Source organism: Nocardioides sp. FY1077 (assembly GCF_058681775.1).
In genome coordinates this window covers 32,977-50,316 of record NZ_JBZWDB010000002.1, presented here as the reverse complement: position 1 = coordinate 50,316, position 17,340 = coordinate 32,977, and the positions used below count along the sequence as shown (strand labels likewise).

Below are 17,340 nucleotides of genomic sequence, written 5' to 3'. Positions count from 1 at the left end.
GCCTCCGCCCGCCGCACGAGCTCTGCGGACCCCCTACCCCGCTGCCACGGCAGCGCGGTCGTCCAGGGCGGCCCGCGCCATCGACGGCACCGCGGTGGCCCCCGTGGTGGGCGCCAGCCAGACCCGGGCGCCGGGCGCCAGGGCGAGCTGGCGGGCGTGGGTGCGGGTGAGCACCACCGTGGTGTCGGGCCGGGCGTCGCTGTCGGTGCCGTGCGTCCCCAGGACGACGCTGACCCGCACCTCGAAGCCGACCCGCAGCACGCGCGTCACGGTCCCCGGCAGCGCGCCGACGACCCCGGGCTGCAGGGCGACGTCGATGTCATGCGGACGCAGCACGACCCCGCCGAGGCTGGTGACCTCCCCTAGGAAGCCCATGACGAAGTCGTTGGCCGGCTCGTCGTAGAGCTGGTCGGGCGAGCCGACCTGCTCGACCCGCCCCTCGTTGATCACCACGATCTCGTCCGCGACCTCCAGGGCCTCCTCCTGGTCGTGGGTCACGAACACCGTCGTGACGTGCACCTCGTCGTGCAGGCGACGCAGCCAGTCGCGCAGCTCCTTGCGCACCTTCGCGTCGAGCGCGCCGAACGGCTCGTCGAGCAGCAGCACCTTCGGCTCGACGGCCAGCGCCCGCGCCAGCGCCATGCGCTGACGCTGACCACCGGAGAGCTGGGAGGGCAGGCGGTGGGAGAACTGCGAGAGGTGCACCAGCTCGAGGAGCTCCTCGACGCGACGCGCGACCTCGTCCTTCGGCCGCTTGCGGATCTCCAGGCCGAACGCGACGTTCTTGGCCACGGTCATGTGCTTGAAGACCGCGTAGTGCTGGAAGACGAACCCGACGCCCCGCTTCTGGGGCGGCAGCCGGGTCGCGTCGGTGCCCTCGATCGACACGGTGCCGGAGTCGGCGGTGTCGAGCCCGGCGATGATGCGCAGCAGCGTCGACTTGCCCCCGCCGGACGGCCCGAGGAGGGCGGTCAGCTGGCCGGTGGGCAGCGACACGGAGACGTCGTCGAGGGCGACGAAGTCACCGAACTTCTTGGTGAGGCCTGAGACTTCGATGCTCACGGGTGGCTCCTTCGGAGGGTCACGAGTCGTGCGAGGGACGGAGGAGGGCGACGACGACGAGGCAGGCGATGCTGACCAGGATCAGCAGGAACGACGTGGCGTAGGCCTCGCCCTGCTGGAAGTTCTGGTACTTCTGCTCCACCGCGAGCGTCGCGGTCTGGGTGCGGCCGGTGTAGTTGCCCGACACGATCTTCACGGCGCCGAACTCGCCGACCGAGCGGGCCAGGCTGAGCACCACGCCGTAGACGACCCCCCACTTGATGCTGGGCAGGGTGATGCGCCAGAAGGTCTGCGGCGCGCTCGCCCCGAGGCTGCGCGCGGCCTGCTCCTGGTCGTCACCGACCTCGACCAGCACGGGGACGACCTCGCGGATCACCAGCGGCAGGGCCACGAAGCAGGTCGCCATGATCATGCCCGGCGAGTCGAAGATGACCTGGACGCCGGCACCCTCCAGCGAGGGCCCCAGCACGCCGTCGCGGCCGTTGTAGGCCAGCACAAGTGCCAGCCCGACCACGACCGGCGACACCGAGAGCGGCAGGTCGATCAGCGCCGAGAGCACCCGCTTGCCCGGGAACTCGTAGCGCACCAGCAGGATCGAGATGGTCACCCCGAACACCAGGTTGATCGCCACCGCCCACAGCGCCACCATCGCGGTCAGCTGGAGGGCGCCGACGACCTGCTCGTCACCGAGGGTGTCGACCAGGTTGCCGATGCCGCCGTCGAAGGTCTGGCGCACCAGCAGCGCGAGCGGCCAGGCCACCAGGAAGAAGACGTAGCCCACGGCGACCAGGCGCAGGGCCCACCGCACCGGCGGGGTCACCATCGTGTTGGTCGCGACCCGGCTAGCCACGGCGCGACACCCGTCGCTGGAGCAGGTCGAGCAGGACGATGACCACCAGGGCGATCGCGAGCATCACCGAGGCCAGCGCCGCCGCCGAGGCGTTGTTGCCGTTCTCGATGAAGGTCAGCACCCGCACCGAGACGACCTCGGTCTCGAAGGGCCGATTGCCGCTCAGCAGCACCAGCGAGCCGTACTCCGAGATCGCCCGGGCGAACGACAGGGCCGCTCCGGCCGTGATCGCCGGCACCAGGCTGGGCAGGATCACGCGACGGAAGATCGTCGAGCGCTTGGCACCCAGCGAGGCCGCGGCCTCCTCCACGTCGGTCTCGAGCTCCTCGAGCACCGGCTGCACGGTGCGCACGATGAAGGGCAGGGTCACGAAGGCCAGGGCGAGCGTGACGGCGTTCGGCGTGAAGGCCCAGTGCAGCCCGAGCGGGCTGTTGGGCCCGTAGAGCGAGAGCAGCACCAGCCCGGCCACGATGGTGGGCAGCGCGAACGGGACGTCGATGACGACGTCGAGCACCCGCTTGCCCCAGAACCGGTCGCGCACCAGCACCCACGCGATCACGGTGCCGACCACGGCGTTGACCAGCGTCACGACCAGCGCCTGCGACACCGTGAGGGTCACCGCCGCCCAGGTCTGGTCGTTGTGCAGCACCGACCAGTAGCGCGACCAGCCGCCCTCGGCGGCCACCGCCACCACGGTGGCCAGCGGCAGCAGCACCAGGATGCTGAACCACAGCATCGCGATGCCGAGGCCCAGGCCGGCGCCCGGGGTCAGGGTGCTGCGCGGGGTCGTCCGACCCGTGCGCCGGGGCCGGCGCCCTCCCGCGGGGGAGGACGCCGGCCCGGTCGTGCCGCCCGGTGGGGTGCCCGGGCCGACCAGCACGGAGCTCGTCACTCCTCGCCCACCTTGCCGGTCTCCTGCTGCAGCTCGGTGATGATGCCGAGCGGGTTGCCCTCCTCGCCGTCGCCGAAGTACAGGTCGGCCGCCTCGTCCCAGCCGCCGAAGTCGTCGTCGATGGTGTAGAGGGTCTCCGGGGTCGGGAACGGGTCGGCCGGGTCGTTGGCGCCGTCGATCTCACCGATGTCGACGCCGTCGACGACCGGGCGGAAGCCCGACTGGGCGTAGCCGGCCTGGGCCTCGGGGCTGGTCATGAACTCGAGGAACGCCTGGGCGGTCTCGTCGGCGTCGACGGTCACCGCCGCGGGGTTCTCGATCAGCAGGGTGTCCGGCGGCACGACGTAGTCGATGTCGGCACCGCTCTGCTTGGCCAGGATGGCCTCGTTCTCGTACGACAGCAGGACGTCGCCGCTGCCGTCGGTGAACGCGGTCGTGGCCTCGCGGCCCGAGCCCGGCAGCGCGATGGTGTTGTCGAGCAGCGAGGTCAGGAACTCGCTGGCCTCGTCCTCGGAGCCGCCGGCCCCGGTCACGTGGGCCCACGCGGCCAGGATGTTCCAGCGCGCGGAGCCCGAGGAGCCGGGGTTGGGCGTGATGACCTCCACGCCGGGCTCGACGACGTCGTCCCAGGTCTGGATGTCGTCGGGGTTGCCGGCGCGCACGACGAAGACGACGACCGACGAGGTGGCGATGCCCTCGGTCGGGGTGTCCTTCCAGTCCTCGGCGACCAGGCCCTCGTCGACGAGCCGGGTGATGTCGGTGTCGAGGGAGTAGTGCACGACGTCGGCGTCGGCCCCGGCCGCCACGGCACGGCTCTGGTCGCCCGAGGCGCCGTAGGAGGTGCTGAAGTCGTCGGTCGCCATGTCCGCACCGGCGTCGGTGCCGGTGAACGCCTCGAAGACGGGGACGTTGGCGGCCTCCATCACGGAGAACGCGTTCACGTCGATGCCCGGGCCCGACTCGCTCCCGTCCGCGGTGGAGCACGCGGTCAGCGCCAGCGCCCCGGTGGCCGCGAGCACGACCCGTGCGGTGGTGGTCGTCTTCATGTCGTTCTCTTCCCTGCCCCTGCACCCAGGGGCTGCTCGTCGCCCGGCGCGAACCAGAGCGAAACAGTAATGTCGCGTAGATTACTGCATTTACTACAGCGCGGCGCACCGGTCTGGACCACGGCGTGTCGCCCGCCGTCCCGGAGCCTGCCGGGCGGGCCTTCGGTGTGACGCGGACTACATTGAGGACGTCCGTCCGGCTGCGCCCGCCTCCGCGACCCCGCACCCGACCGCCGTCCGCGGCGGTGCCGGAGCCGTGCCGAGGTCGAGGAGTGGCCCAGGTGCCCGACCAGCCCGCGCAGCAGCCCGTACCGGACCGGCCCGAGCGCGAGGTGCGGCGCCTCGACCGGGTGGTGATCCGCTTCGCCGGCGACTCCGGCGACGGCATGCAGCTCACCGGCGACCGCTTCACCCAGGAGTCGGCGGCCTTCGGCAACGACCTGGTGACGCTGCCCGACTTCCCCGCCGAGATCAGGGCCCCCCAGGGCACCCTGCCGGGCGTCTCGTCGTTCCAGGTGCACTTCGCCGACCACGACATCCTCACCCCGGGCGACGCCCCCGACGTGCTGGTGGCGATGAACCCCGCCGCGCTGCGGGCCAACCTGCCCGACCTGCCCCGCGGGGCGACGGTCGTGGTCGACACCCACGACTTCAACCGCCGCCACCTCGCGAAGGCGGGCTACGCCGCCGACCCGCTCGCCGACGTCGGCTCGGCCGCCTCACCCCTGGCCGGCTACGCCGTGCACGCCCTCGACCTCACCGCGATGACGGTGGCCGCGGTGGCCGAGCACGGGCTGTCGCGCAAGGACGCCGCCCGGGCCAAGAACATGTTCGCCCTCGGGCTGGTGTCGTGGCTCTACGGCCGCCCGACCGGCTCCACCGAGGCGTTCCTCGCCCGGCGCTTCGCGCGGACGCCGGCCGTGCGCGACGCCAACCTGGCGGCGTTCGCGGCCGGCTGGGCGTTCGGCGAGACCAGCGAGACGTTCGCGGTGCGCTACGAGGTGGCGCCGGCACCGGTCGCGCCGGGCACCTACCGCACCATCACCGGCAACCTCGCCCTCGCCTACGGCCTGGTCGCTGCGGGGGTGCGCAGCGGGCTGCCGGTGTTCCTGGGGTCCTACCCGATCACCCCGGCCTCCGACGTGCTGCACGAGCTGAGCAAGCACAAGGCGTTCGGGGTCACCACCTTCCAGGCTGAGGACGAGATCGCCGGGGTGGGTGCGGCCATCGGTGCGTCGTTCGTCGGCCAGCTCGGCGTCACCACCACCTCGGGGCCGGGGCTGGCGCTGAAGTCGGAGGCCATCGGCCTGGCGGTGATGACCGAGCTGCCGCTGCTGGTGGTCGACGTGCAGCGCGGCGGGCCCTCCACCGGGCTGCCGACCAAGACCGAGCAGGCCGACCTGCTGCAGGCCATGTTCGGGCGCAACGGCGAGTCACCGGTGCCGGTGGTGGCGCCCCGCTCCCCCGCCGACTGCTTCGACGCCGCACTCGAGGCCGCCCGCATCGCGGTCACCCACCGCACACCGGTGCTGCTGCTCTCCGACGGCTACCTCGCCAACGGCTCCGAGCCGTGGCGGGTGCCCGACGTCGCGGACCTGCCGGTGATCGACCCCGGCTTCGCGACCGCGCCCAACCACGACGTGGCCGTCGCCGACGGCGCGGAGCCGCGGCGCGACTTCTGGCCCTACCTGCGCGACCCCGGGACGCTGGCCCGGCCCTGGGCGGTGCCGGGCACCCCCGGGCTCGAGCACCGCGTCGGCGGGCTGGAGAAGGGCGACGGGCACGGCGACATCTCCTACGACCCGGACAACCACGACCTGATGGTGCGCACCCGCCAGGCCAAGGTCGACGCCGTCGCCGACGCGCTGCCGCCCCTCGAGGTCGACGACCCGTCGGGACGGGCCCGGGTGCTGGTGGTCGGCTGGGGCTCCACCTACGGCGCGATCGGCGCCGGCGTACGCCGGGTGCGCCGGGCCGGGCACGACGTCGCCCAGGTGCACCTGCGCCACCTCAACCCGTTCCCCCACGACCTCGGCGCGGTGCTGCGGGGCTACGACCGGGTGCTGGTGCCGGAGATGAACCTCGGCCAGCTCGCCCTGCTGCTGCGGGCGCGCTACCTCGTCGACGCCGTGGGCTACCAGCAGGTGCGGGGACGACCGCTGCGGGCCGCCGAGCTCGCGGAGGCCGTCGCCGTGCTCGTCGGCGAGGTGGAGGGCACCCCTGTCGACCTGACACCTGTCGATCCGACCACCGTCGACCTGACCACCGTCGACCCGACCACCGTGGCCCAGACCGCGCCCCACGACGGGGAGGACCCCGCATGAGCACCACCGACCTGCCGTCGCCCGGTCGCCGCCACGGCACCGAGGCCGTGCCCGCCCTGGGCGAGGGCGAGACCCAGAGCGGGAAGGACTTCGCCTCCGACCAGGAGGTGCGCTGGTGTCCCGGGTGCGGCGACTACGCCGTGCTGAAGACGGTCCAGTCCTTCCTGCCCGACCTCGGGCTGCGCCGGGAGAACATCGTGTTCGTCTCCGGCATCGGCTGCTCGAGCCGCTTCCCCTACTACCTGGACACCTACGGGATGCACTCGATCCACGGGCGCGCCCCCACCATCGCGACCGGCATCGCCACCGCGCGCGCGGACCTGTCGGTGTGGGTGGTCACCGGCGACGGCGACGCGCTGTCGATCGGCGGCAACCACCTCGTCCACGCGCTGCGGCGCAACGTGAACATGACGATCCTGCTGTTCAACAACCGCATCTACGGCCTGACCAAGGGCCAGTACTCGCCGACCTCCGAGGCCGGCAAGATCACCAAGTCGACCCCGATGGGCTCCCTGGACCACCCGTTCAACCCGGTGTCGCTGGCGCTGGGCGCGGAGGCGACGTTCGTGGCGCGCACCGTCGACTCCGACCGGCGTCACCTCACCGGCGTGCTGGCCGCCGCCGCGGCCCACCGGGGCACGTCGCTGGTGGAGATCTACCAGAACTGCCCGATCTTCAACGACGGCGCGTTCGACGACGTCACCGACCGCGACAACCGGGTCGAGGCGGTCGTCCCGCTGGTGCACGGCGAGCAGGTGCGGTTCGGTGCGCCCGGCGACGACGGCCGCGGCAGGCGCGGGCTGGTGCGCGCGGCCTCCGGCGGGGTCGAGGTCGTGACGGTCACCGACGTCGACGACGCCGACCTGCTGGTGCACGACGCCCACGCCGACGACCCGTCGACGGCGTTCGCGATCTCGCGGCTGACCCGGGCCGGGCACCCCGACCGCTCGGCGATCGGCGTCTTCCGCCAGGTCGAGCGGCCGACGTACGACGACCAGAGCCGTGCTCAGCTGGCCAGCGCCCGCGACGCCGCGCCCGGCGATCCCGACGAGCGGCTGGCGGCCCTGCTCGGGGGCGGCGACAGCTGGACGGTGCTCTGACCGTGCTCTGATCGTGCGCTGACCAGCGCCCGACGGCCTGGATCAGAGGTAGTAGATGTAGAACGAGTTGCGCGCCACGGAGCGCTTGTACTTCGGCGTGGCCCGGGTGGCGATCTTGTAGTAGACGCGCCGGGCGTCGCCCCGCGGGCCGTAGATGCGGTCGCGGTAGCGGCCGGCCTCGTAGGTCTTGCGGGTGTCCCAGGTGCGGTAGGGCTTGTCGCAGTTGCGGTCGGCGCCGCAGACCTTGCGCAGGATCTGGTAGCGGATGCGGCCGTCACCGGGCGAGATGCGGCCCTGCACGTAGAACTTCTGGCCGACGGCGTCGCGCTCCATGACGATGCGGCGCTCCTGCTTGGCGCGCTGCTCCGGTGCCGAGGCCGAGGCCGAGGCGCTCACGAACGGCAGCAGGGCGGCGGCGAGCAGCAGGGCGACGAGTCCGGCGACCAGGCCGGCGACCAGGCCGGCCGTGGGCCCGGCGGTGAGGCGGGGGTGGCGCATGGGGTGCTCCTGGGTGGTGCGAGGCGTACGGGGAAGGGGTGGTGCTCCAGCGAGCATCCCAGGATTCCGCTCGGTGCTGCGGAGGCGCGGCTTTCGCGGCGGGGCGTGTCCCGGACGCGGCAGGGCCCCCACCGCACCGCGGTGGGGGCCCTGCTCGGGTCGGGTCGCCGACGCGTCAGCGGATGACGTAGATGGCCACCGCGCCCGACGCCGCGCGCTTGTACTTGGGCGAGGCCAGGGTCTTGACCCGGTACCACGCGTAGTTGCTGCCGCGCGGCGGGAGGCCGACCTTCTCGTTGTAGCGGCCGTTGGCCTTGGACTTGTCCCTGGTGTAGCGCTTCCAGCTCCCCTTGCACGGTCGCTCCGCCTGCCCTGCCCGCTGGCTGCACAGCTTGCGCTCGACGACGTACTTGATGGGACCGGAGCCCGGCTTGATGGCACCGCGGATGACGAACCGGTTGGTCCTCACCTCCTCGATGTTGATCGTGATGGTGCGGGCCTCCTTGGCGCGCGCGGGCGCGGCCGTGGAGGCGGAGGAGGTGACGACGACGGACATGGCTGCGGCGAGCAGCAGCGCGACGAGTCCGGCGACGAGGCGGGTGATCCGCATGGAGGGGGCTCCTGGTGGGTCGTGGGGGGTGGGGACGACCGACACCCTGCCCCGGCGCACCGGGCGCAAACCCGGCTCGCCCGGCGACCTATGCTGCGCAGGTGTCGGACTCGCGACGGGGCGTGTCCCTGGGGGCAGCGGCCTACCTCATGTGGGGCGCCTTCCCCCTGTACTTCCCGTTGCTCGAGCCGGCCGGGGCGCTGGAGATCCTCGCCCACCGCGTCCTCTGGTCGGCGCTGACGATGGCCGTCGTCGTGGTGGTGCTGCGCCGCGCAGGCGGGGTGCGCACGCTGCTCGCCGACCGCCGCACCCTGCTGCTGCTGGTCCTGGCCTCGGCCACCATCACCTGCAACTGGGCGACCTACATCTACGGCGTCACCAACGGCCGCGTCGTGGAGACCTCGCTGGGCTACTTCATCAACCCGCTGGTCACCGTGCTGATGGGCGTGCTGCTGCTCGGTGAACGGTTGCGCCGGCTGCAGTGGGTCGCCATGGGCGTGGCCGCCACCGCGGTGGCCGTGCTGACCTGGGACTACGGGCGCCCGCCGTACGTCGCGCTGGTGCTGGCGTTCTCCTTCGGCACCTACGGCCTGGCCAAGAAGACCGCCGACGTCGGCGCGGTGGAGAGCCTGGCCGTGGAGACGGCGCTGATCACGCCGTTCGCCGTGGCCTACCTCGGCTGGCTCGGCGCCACCGGTGCCGCGCAGTTCGGCCAGCACGGCCTGGGCCACGCGCTGCTGTTCACCACCACCGGGGTCGCCACCGCCGTGCCGCTGCTGTGCTTCGGTGCCGCGGCCACGCGGGTGCCGATGGTGACCCTCGGGCTGCTGCAGTACCTCGCGCCGGTGCTGCAGTTCGCCCTCGGCGTGCTGTGGTTCGGCGAGGACATGTCGACCGGACGGTGGGTCGGCTTCGCGATCGTGTGGGTGGCGCTCGCGCTGTTCACCGTCGAGGCCACCCACCACCACCGCCAGGTGCGGCTCACGGTGGCGGCCTCGACGGCCCAGTAGGCCCGGTGGACCCGCCCGCGAGGCCGCCGGGCGAGGGCGTCAGCGCGGGCCGCCGTCGGGGACCACGACGACCTTGCCGCCGAGCGTCCCGGCGGCCGCGCGGGCGTGCACGGAGGCGAGGTCGGCCAGCGCCACCCGCTCGGCGACGTCGACGACGAGCTCGCCGCGGTCGACGCGCGCCGTGAGCTCGGCGAGCTGCGCCGCGTCGCTGCGCACGTAGAGGTCGACGCCGCGCACACCGCGCCCCTCGTCCCCCGGGGTGGGCATCCACACGGTGGTGCTCACCACGACCCCACCGTCGCCGACCCGGGCCGTCAGCGCCTCGAGCTGCTCGGGGGTGACCGGGGCGAGGTTGAGCAGGACGTCGACCGGCTCGGTCACCGCGGTGGCCACGTCGGTGGTGGTGTGGTCGACCACCTCGTCGGCACCGCGGGCCAGGAGGTGCGCGCTGCTGCGGGCGCTGCCGGTGGCCACGACGTGGGCTCCGGCGGCCTTCGCCAGCTGCACGGCGTAGCTCCCCACCGCCCCGCTCGCGCCGTTGACCAGGATGCGCTGACCGGACCGGAGGCCGGCGTGGTCGAACAGGGCCTGCCACGCGGTCAGGCCGACCACCGGCAGGGCCGCGGCGTCGGCCAGCGGGATGGAGGTCGGGGCCGGGGCCAGGGCGTCGGCCGGCGCGACGACCAGCTCGGCGGAGGCGCCGTCGGCACCGAAGGGCAGGAAGCCGACGACCCGGTCGCCGAGCCGCAGGCCCGTGGTCTCCTCACCCGCCGCGTCGCCGATCGCGTCGACCGTGCCCGCGACGTCCAGGCCGGGCACGTGCGGCAGCGTCAGGGGCATCGGCCCCTGCATCAGGCCGGCGCGGATGTTGGCGTCGACGCCGTTGAACGTGGTGCCGGCGACGCGGACGCGCACCTGGCCGGGGCCGGGGACGGGGACCTCGACGTCCTCGTGGCGCAGGACGCCGGCGTCGCCGTACTGGTGGAAGCGGATGACCTTCATGGTGGAGCCTCTCGTCGGGGGTCAAGTGCTTCGAGTTCGAAGCACACGACGGACGGTACACATGCTTCGACTTCAAAGCAAGCACTTCGAACCTGAAGCAGTTGGTAGGCTGCCGCCGTGACCGACCCCGCCCCCTCCCTCGACCCCGTCCAGCTCGGCACCTACTTCTCCCTGATGGAGGTGGCGGGGCTGCTGCGCCACGCGGTCGAGCAGCAGCTGCGCGACGACGGCGACCTGAGCTACGTGCAGTTCCAGGTCCTGGCGCGGCTCGGCCTGGACTCACCGACCGGCAGCGGACGGATGACCGACCTGGCCGACGGCGTGGTCTACAGCCGCAGCGGCCTGACGTACCAGGCAGGCCTGCTGGAGAAGGCCGGCCTGGTCGTGCGCGCGCCGTCGGTCGAGGACGAGCGCAGCGTGACCGTCACCATCACCGACGCCGGGCGCTCACGGCTCGCGCAGGTGCTCCCCGGTCACGTCGAGGTCGTGCGTCAGCAGCTGCTCGCCCCGTTGTCGCACCACGACACCCGGGCGCTGGGCGACCTCCTGGCGCCGGTGCGCGAGCACATGCGCGCCGCGCCCCCGCGGTCGGCAGGCGCGCGGCGACGCCGCTGACCCGGGCCCCTGGTCAGGTGCGTCAGGCGGTGCGGACGGCGACGAGGTCGGCGAAGGCCTCCAGCGCCTCGCGGACCGGCCCGGCGGGCAGCACCCCGAGCAGCGCCTTGGCCTCGGTGGCCTGGGCCAGCACGTAGGCGCGGGCCTCGTCCATGGCCGGGTGGGCGCGCAGCAGTGCGAGCGCCTCGGCGTGCAGGACGTCGTCGTGGGCGAGGTCGGCGTCGAGCAGCTCGAGCAGCCGGGCGTCGGCGGGATCGACCGACGCACGGGCCAGCAGCACCGGCAGCGTCGGCACGCCCTCGCGCAGGTCGGTGCCGGGGGTCTTGCCCGACTCCTGGGAGTCGGAGGCCACGTCGAGGATGTCGTCGGCGAGCTGGAAGGCGCAGCCGACGATCTCGCCGTACGCCTCCAGGGCCAGCTCGACGTCGGTGGGGGCGCCGCTGAAGCGGGCGCCGTAGCGCGCGGAGGTGGCGATCAGCGAGCCGGTCTTGCCGGCGACCACGTCGAGGTAGTGGCCCAGCGGGTCCTCGTCGGGGCCGGGCTCGACGGTCTCCATGATCTGGCCCTCGACGAGGCGGGTGAACGTCTCGGCCTGGATCCGCACGGCGTCGGCACCCAGCGTGGCGGTCAGCTCGGAGGAGCGGGCGAACAGGAAGTCGCCGGTGAGGATGGCGACCAGGTTGTCGTAGCGGGCGTTGGCCGACACCGCACCGCGGCGCAGCGCAGCCTCGTCCATCACGTCGTCGTGGTAGAGCGAGCCGAGGTGGGTGATCTCCACGACGCAGGCAGCGGTCAGCACCTCGTCGGCGTCGGGGCGGGGCCCGGCCTCGGCGGCCAGCAGGACCAGCAGCGGGCGGATGCGCTTGCCGCCGGCGTCGAGCAGGTGGCGCGCGGCCTGCGAGACGTACGCCGTGCGGCCCTCGACGTGGCCGACCAGCAGGCCCTCCACCGCCGCCATCCGGTCCCGCAGGCGAGCGGCCAGGGCGGCGTCGGTCACCGGGAGCGCCAGGCCGGCCGGAGCAGGAGGAGACGTCACCTGATGAATTGTCCTGCATGGCCGGCGAGGTCGAGCACCGGGCCGGGCACCACGCCCAGCAGGACGGTGGCGAGCACACCGACGGCGATCGTGGCGGAGGTGAGCAGCGACGGGGTCACCACCGACGCGGAGGCGTCGGTGGGCATCGTGAAGAACATCAGCCGGATGTGGCGCACGTAGAAGTAGATCGCCACGACGCTGGAGAAGATCGCCACCAGCACCACCGGCCACGCCCCGGCCGAGAAGGCGACGGTGAAGACCGCCCACTTGCCGACGAAGCCGCCGGTCAGCGGGATGCCGGCCATCGACAGCAGCAGGAACGCGAACGCCCCGGCCACCCACGGCGAGCGCCGTCCCAGCCCGGCCCACCGGTCGAAGGCGGTGGCCTCGCCGGAGGAGTCGCGCACCAGCGTCACGATCGCGAACGCCGCGACCATCGAGAAGCCGTAGGCGGTGAGGTAGAAGAGGATCGCCTGCATCGAGGTCACCTCGCCGTCGGCGAGGTCGGCGCTGCTCTGCACGCCGAGCACCCCGGTCAGCAGGAAGCCGGTGTGGGCGATGGAGGAGTAGGCGAGCATCCGCTTGACGTCGGTCTGCGAGATCGCCAGCACGGCGCCGACCACCATGGTCAGGATCGCCACGACCCACAGCATCGGCTGCCAGGTCCAGCGGTCGGAGCCGAAGGCGACGTAGAACAGCCGCAGGATGGCGCCGAACGCCGCGATCTTCGTGCCGGCCGCCATGAAGGCGGTCACCGGGGTCGGTGCGCCCTGGTAGACGTCGGGGGTCCACGACTGGAACGGCACCGCACCCACCTTGAACAGCAGGCCCACCGCGAGCAGGCCCATGCCGAGGGCCAGCAGCGTGTCGTTGCCGGTGTCGGAGCGCACGGCGAGGTCGATCGCGGTCAGGTCCATCGAGCCCGCGAAACCGTAGGTCAGCGCGACGCCGTACAGGAAGATGCCCGAGGAGAAGGCACCCAGCAGGAAGTACTTGAGCGCCGCCTCCTGGCTGAGCAGGCGCCGGCGACGGGCCAGGCCGCAGAGCAGGTAGAGCGGCAGCGAGAGCACCTCGAGCGCCACGAACATCGTCAGCAGGTCGCCCGCGGTCGGGAAGATCAGCATGCCCGCGACGGCGAACATCATCAGCGGGTAGACCTCGGTGTGGTCGAGGCCCTGGGCCTGCCGCTCCGCCTCGGTGCCGGGCAGCGCCGCGGCCTGCCCGGCGAAGGCCGAGACGCCGCCCTCGAGGCGCCTCTCGGCGAACAGGAGCACCCCGCCGATGGCGAAGACCAGGATGAGCCCCCACAGGAAGACCGCCGGGCCGTCCACCACGAGCGTGCCGCCCGCGGTGATCGCACCGCGGGCGGCGCCCCCGCCGACCTCGGTGAGGTCGAGGCCGACCAGCACCGTGCCGACCAGGGCACCGACCAGGCCGGCCAGGGCCAGCACGGTCTGGGCGAGGAAGCGGCGCCCGCGCGGCAGGAACGCCTCGACCACCACCCCGAGGGCGGCCACGCCGAGGACCAGGAGGATCGGCCAGATGGTCGCGTAGTCGAGGCTGGGCTTGACGAAGTCGACGGAGTCCATGGGCTAGCGGCCTTCCTCGGAGGAGGTCTCGGCGGTCTCGGACGCCGGGGAGGTGACGGTGGGGGCGTCGTCGTCGACCCCGACCCGCTCGAGCAGCGACCCGACGTACGGGTTGGCGGTCTCGAGCAGGGGCGCGGGGTAGAAGCCGAACAGCACCAGCCCCGCCACCAGCGGGGCCAGCACCACGCCCTCGCGCAACGACAGGTCGCGCCGGGTCGTGCCCGTCGTGCCCGTGGCCCGGGTGGGGCGGGTGGCGGTGGTGACCGCCGTGGCGCCGCCGGTGCGGTGCACCGGGTGGCCCGTGTCGTGGCCGTCGTGGCCGGTGTGGTCGGCGGGGTCGTGGTCGGCGTCGTGCTCCACCGGGTGCTCGCCGCCGGGCAGCGCCGGCACGGTGGGCCCGGTCATCGCCCGCTGGTAGGCCCACAGCACGTAGATGGCGGCCAGGACGATGCCGGTGACGGCGATCGCACCGACCCACCACCGGTACTGGAAGGCACCGATGATCACCAGGAACTCCGAGACGAAGGTGCTCAGGCCGGGCAGGCCCAGGGTGGCCAGGCCGGCGACCAGGAACAGGCCGGCCAGCGCCGGGGTGACCTTCTCGACCCCGCCCATCTGGCTGATCAGGGCGGTGCCCCGTCGCCGGATCACGAACCCGGCGGCCAGGAACAGCGCGGCGGTGCCGAGGCCGTGGTTGACCATGTAGAGCACCGCGCCCGAGCCGCCCTGGGTGTTCAGCACGAAGATGCCGAGGGTGATGAAGCCGAAGTGGCTCAGCGAGGTCAGCCCGATCAGGCGCAGCAGGTCGTCCTGGCCGATCGCGATGAGCGCGCCGTAGACGATCGAGACGAGCGCCAGGGCGACCACCACGGGGGTCGCCCAGCGCGAGGCCTCGGGGAACAGCCCGAGGCAGAAGCGCAGCATGCCGAAGGTGCCGATCTTGTCGAGCACGCAGACCAGCAGCACGCTGGTCGCCGGGGTCGCCTTCTCGGTGGTGTCGGCCAGCCAGGTGTGCAGCGGGAACAGCGGCGCCTTGACCGCGAACGCGATGAAGAAGCCGAGGAACAGCCAGCGGCCGGCCTCGGTGCCGATGTCGAGCTGCTCGAGGTCGGAGAGCAGGTACGACGGGGTGCCCTGCTGCGCGGAGACGACGTAGAGCCCGATGACCGAGCCGAGCAGCACGAGGCCGCCGGCGAGCTGGAACATCAGGAACTTCAACGCGGCGGCGCTGCGGCCGTCGCGGCCGAAGCCGCCGACCAGGAAGTAGGCCGGGATGAGGGTGGCCTCGAAGACGACGTAGAAGAGGAACACGTCGGTGGCGGCGAAGACCGCCAGCGACAGGCTCTCCAGCGCCAGCGTCCAGGCCACGAACGCCCGGGCGCTGCCGCGGCCGTGGGCCTCGGGGTCGTCGTCGTGCTCGTGGGTGGGCCCGTCGGCGGACCCGGTGGCGTCGGCGTCGGGCCAGGCCGCGAGCAGCACGACCGGCACCAGCACCGCGGTGAGCAGGATCAGCAGCAGGCCCAGGCCGTCGACGCCGAGCGCGTAGTGCACGCCGAAGGCGGAGATCCAGTCGTGGGTCTCGGTGAGCTGCATGCCGCCGTCGACGTCGAACTGCACCGCCACCGCCACGGCGAGGCCGAGGGTCAGCAGCGCGACCGCGAGGCCGAGCTGCTTGGCCCGGGTCGCGGCGAGCGGCAGGAGGGCCAGGGCGACGGCGCCAACGAGCGGCACCAGCACCAGGACTGTCAGCCAGGGGAGGTCGGTCATCACAGGTTCACCACCAGGAGGGCGAGCACGACGATCAGGACGCCGGCGAGCACCGACAGGGCGTAGGAGCGCACGAAGCCGTTCTGCACGCGGCGCAGCTGGCCGCCGACCGCGCCGACGAACCGGCCTCCCCCGCTGAACAACCCGTCCGCACCGCGACGGTCGAAGGCGAGCAGGCCGCCGACCAGGCGGGTGCCGGGCCGCACGACGAGGCGGTCGTTGACGGCGTCGCCGTACAGGTCGGCGCGGGCGGCGCGGGTCGCGAACGAGACGTCGCGCGGCGCGGTGGCCGGCACCGGGCGGCGCCCGACGACCAGGAACGCCGTGGCCACGCCGGCCGCCACGACGGCGAGGACGAGCAGGGTGATGAAGATCGCCGGCACCGGCGGCTCGTGCTCGGGGGCCTCGCCGACCACAGGCGAGAGCCAGTCGACGATCCAGTGCCCGAGGTAGAGCAGGCCGCCCAGCACCGAGAGCGCCGCGAGGACGACCAGCGGGCCGGTCATCAGCGACGGCGACTCGTGCGGGTGGACGCCGTCCTTCCAGCGCTTCTCGCCGAAGAACGTCATCAGCATCAGCCGGGTCATGTAGAAGCCGGTGACCCCGGCCCCGATGAGCGCACACACCCCGGCGACCGGGCTCTCGACGAGCGCGGTCTCGATGATCTTGTCCTTGGACCAGAAGCCGGAGAACAGCGGGAACCCGATGATCGCGAGGTAGCCCATCGCGAAGGTGAGGAAGGTGACCGGCATCGCCGCGCGCAGCGCGCCGTAGCGGCGCATGTCGACGTCGTCGTCCATGCCGTGCATCACCGAGCCGGCGCCGAGGAACATGTTGGCCTTGAAGAAGCCGTGGGTGATCAGGTGGAAGATCGCGAACGCGTAGCCGTACACGCCCAGGCCGGCGGCGAGCATCATGTAGCCGATCTGGCTCATCGTGGAGCCGGCCAGCACCTTCTTGATGTCGTCGCGGGCGCACCCGATGACCGCGCCCCACAGCAGCGTCACGGTGGCCACGACGACCACCGCGGTGCGGGCGTGGGGGGCGAGCTCGAAGACGAAGTTGGAGCGCACCACCAGGTAGACCCCGGCGGTGACCATGGTGGCGGCGTGGATGAGCGCCGAGACCGGGGTGGGGCCCTCCATCGCGTCGAGCAGCCAGGCCTGCAGCGGCACCTGCGCCGACTTGCCGCAGGCCCCGAGGAGCAGCAGCACGCCGAGGGTGGTCAGCGTGGCCTCGCTGGCACCCGAGGCCAGCTCGCTCACGCCGGTGAACGAGGCGGTGCCGAAGGTGACGAACATCAGGGCGATGGCGAGGCTGAGCCCGATGTCGCCGACGCGGTTGATCACGAACGCCTTCTTGGCCGCGGCCGCCGCCGACGGCTTGTGCTGCCAGAACCCGATCAGCAGGTAGGAGGCCAGGCCGACGCCCTCCCAGCCGAGGAACAGCACGACGTAGTTCTCGGCCAGCACCAGCACGAGCATCGCGGCGACGAAGAGGTTGAGGTAGGCGAAGAAGCGGCGCCGGCGGGGGTCGTGCTCCATGTAGGAGATGGAGTAGACGTGGATGAGGGTGCCGACACCGGTGATCAGCAGCAGGAACAGCGCCGACAGCGGGTCGTAGAGCAGGTCCATGCCGACGGAGAACCCGCCGACCTCCATCCACTCCCACAGCCGCAGGCCGACCTGGCGCTCCTCCTCCCCGCGACCGAGGAGCTGGAGGAACAGCACCACGCTGGTGACGAACGAGCCCAGCGCGGTGGCCGTACCGAGCAGGTGGCCCCACCGGTCGGTGGCGCGCCCGCCCAGGAGCAGGATCGCGGCGCCGGCCAGCGGCAGCGCGATCACCAGCCACACCAACGAGAGGGCACCGTCGGCCTCGAGGGGGGCGACCACGGGGATGCTGTGGCCACCCTCGGACATGAGGTACATCGGCGAAG

The 17,340-nt window shown here is 72.7% G+C and carries 15 protein-coding genes; 4 read left to right on the top strand and 11 right to left on the bottom strand.

The genetic code is table 11. The features are described 5' to 3' along the window. Window positions 1–33: 33 nt before the first annotated feature. From AC4OR8_RS05140 to AC4OR8_RS05125, 4 genes are read right to left on the bottom strand one after another with little or no spacing between them, the layout of a single operon-like run. The gene (locus AC4OR8_RS05140; RefSeq protein ID WP_492164518.1) at window positions 34–1,062 is read right to left on the bottom strand and encodes a sulfate/molybdate ABC transporter ATP-binding protein; all 1,029 of its coding nucleotides are present in this window, start codon (window positions 1,060–1,062) and stop codon (window positions 34–36) included. A gap of 19 nt (window positions 1,063–1,081) precedes the next feature. Further along, window positions 1,082–1,912 (bottom strand): sulfate ABC transporter permease, encoded by an 831-nt coding sequence (locus AC4OR8_RS05135; RefSeq protein ID WP_492164517.1) that lies wholly within the window; start codon window positions 1,910–1,912, stop codon window positions 1,082–1,084. Beyond that, window positions 1,905–2,804, bottom strand: coding sequence for a sulfate ABC transporter permease subunit CysT (cysT, locus tag AC4OR8_RS05130; protein WP_492164516.1), 900 nt, complete (start codon window positions 2,802–2,804; stop codon window positions 1,905–1,907). Before cysT ends, AC4OR8_RS05135 begins: the two co-directional genes overlap by 8 nt. Further along, entirely contained in the window at window positions 2,801–3,850 is a 1,050-nt protein-coding gene (locus AC4OR8_RS05125; protein WP_492164515.1) for a sulfate ABC transporter substrate-binding protein, read from the bottom strand. The genes cysT and AC4OR8_RS05125 overlap by 4 nt, the downstream gene beginning before the upstream one ends. Window positions 3,851–4,131: 281 nt before the next feature. Here AC4OR8_RS05125 and AC4OR8_RS05120 point away from each other — a divergent pair, with 281 nt between their 5' ends. Continuing rightward, the gene (locus AC4OR8_RS05120) at window positions 4,132–6,174 is read left to right on the top strand and encodes a 2-oxoacid:acceptor oxidoreductase subunit alpha (RefSeq protein ID WP_492164514.1); all 2,043 of its coding nucleotides are present in this window, start codon (window positions 4,132–4,134) and stop codon (window positions 6,172–6,174) included. After that, a complete protein-coding gene (locus AC4OR8_RS05115; protein WP_492164513.1) occupies window positions 6,171–7,274 on the top strand; it encodes a 2-oxoacid:ferredoxin oxidoreductase subunit beta in 1,104 nt (367 codons plus the stop codon). The genes AC4OR8_RS05120 and AC4OR8_RS05115 overlap by 4 nt, the downstream gene beginning before the upstream one ends. 42 nt (window positions 7,275–7,316) lie before the next feature. Here the strand turns inward: AC4OR8_RS05115 and AC4OR8_RS05110 are convergent, their stop codons facing one another. Both AC4OR8_RS05110 and AC4OR8_RS05105 read right to left on the bottom strand, forming a co-directional pair. Beyond that, window positions 7,317–7,772, bottom strand: a complete 456-nt coding sequence (locus tag AC4OR8_RS05110; protein WP_492164512.1) for a hypothetical protein — start codon at window positions 7,770–7,772, stop codon at window positions 7,317–7,319. Window positions 7,773–7,947: 175 nt separating this feature from the next. Beyond that, entirely contained in the window at window positions 7,948–8,382 is a 435-nt protein-coding gene (locus AC4OR8_RS05105) for a hypothetical protein (RefSeq protein WP_492164511.1), read from the bottom strand. Between the two features lie 101 nt (window positions 8,383–8,483). Here AC4OR8_RS05105 and rarD point away from each other — a divergent pair, with 101 nt between their 5' ends. Then, a complete protein-coding gene (gene rarD, locus AC4OR8_RS05100; protein ID WP_492164510.1) occupies window positions 8,484–9,392 on the top strand; it encodes an EamA family transporter RarD in 909 nt (302 codons plus the stop codon). A 39-nt stretch (window positions 9,393–9,431) separates the two neighbouring features. On the opposite strand, the gene AC4OR8_RS05095 is transcribed toward rarD, so the two are convergent. After that, window positions 9,432–10,394 (bottom strand): NADP-dependent oxidoreductase, encoded by a 963-nt coding sequence (locus AC4OR8_RS05095; RefSeq protein ID WP_492164509.1) that lies wholly within the window; start codon window positions 10,392–10,394, stop codon window positions 9,432–9,434. A 117-nt stretch (window positions 10,395–10,511) separates the two neighbouring features. Here AC4OR8_RS05095 and AC4OR8_RS05090 point away from each other — a divergent pair, with 117 nt between their 5' ends. Beyond that, window positions 10,512–11,009 (top strand): MarR family winged helix-turn-helix transcriptional regulator, encoded by a 498-nt coding sequence (locus tag AC4OR8_RS05090; RefSeq protein ID WP_492164508.1) that lies wholly within the window; start codon window positions 10,512–10,514, stop codon window positions 11,007–11,009. A 22-nt stretch (window positions 11,010–11,031) separates the two neighbouring features. On the opposite strand, the gene AC4OR8_RS05085 is transcribed toward AC4OR8_RS05090, so the two are convergent. From AC4OR8_RS05085 to nuoL, 4 genes are read right to left on the bottom strand one after another with little or no spacing between them, the layout of a single operon-like run. Beyond that, a complete protein-coding gene (locus AC4OR8_RS05085) occupies window positions 11,032–12,045 on the bottom strand; it encodes a polyprenyl synthetase family protein (RefSeq protein ID WP_492164507.1) in 1,014 nt (337 codons plus the stop codon). After that, a complete protein-coding gene (gene nuoN / locus AC4OR8_RS05080; RefSeq protein WP_492164506.1) occupies window positions 12,042–13,634 on the bottom strand; it encodes an NADH-quinone oxidoreductase subunit NuoN in 1,593 nt (530 codons plus the stop codon). Before nuoN ends, AC4OR8_RS05085 begins: the two co-directional genes overlap by 4 nt. Window positions 13,635–13,637: 3 nt before the next feature. Beyond that, window positions 13,638–15,401 (bottom strand): NADH-quinone oxidoreductase subunit M, encoded by a 1,764-nt coding sequence (locus AC4OR8_RS05075; RefSeq protein WP_492164505.1) that lies wholly within the window; start codon window positions 15,399–15,401, stop codon window positions 13,638–13,640. Further along, window positions 15,401–17,332: an NADH-quinone oxidoreductase subunit L gene (gene nuoL / locus AC4OR8_RS05070; RefSeq protein ID WP_492164504.1), complete on the bottom strand. Its 1,932-nt coding sequence runs from the start codon at window positions 17,330–17,332 to the stop codon at window positions 15,401–15,403. The genes AC4OR8_RS05075 and nuoL overlap by 1 nt, the downstream gene beginning before the upstream one ends. Window positions 17,333–17,340 lie beyond the last annotated feature (8 nt).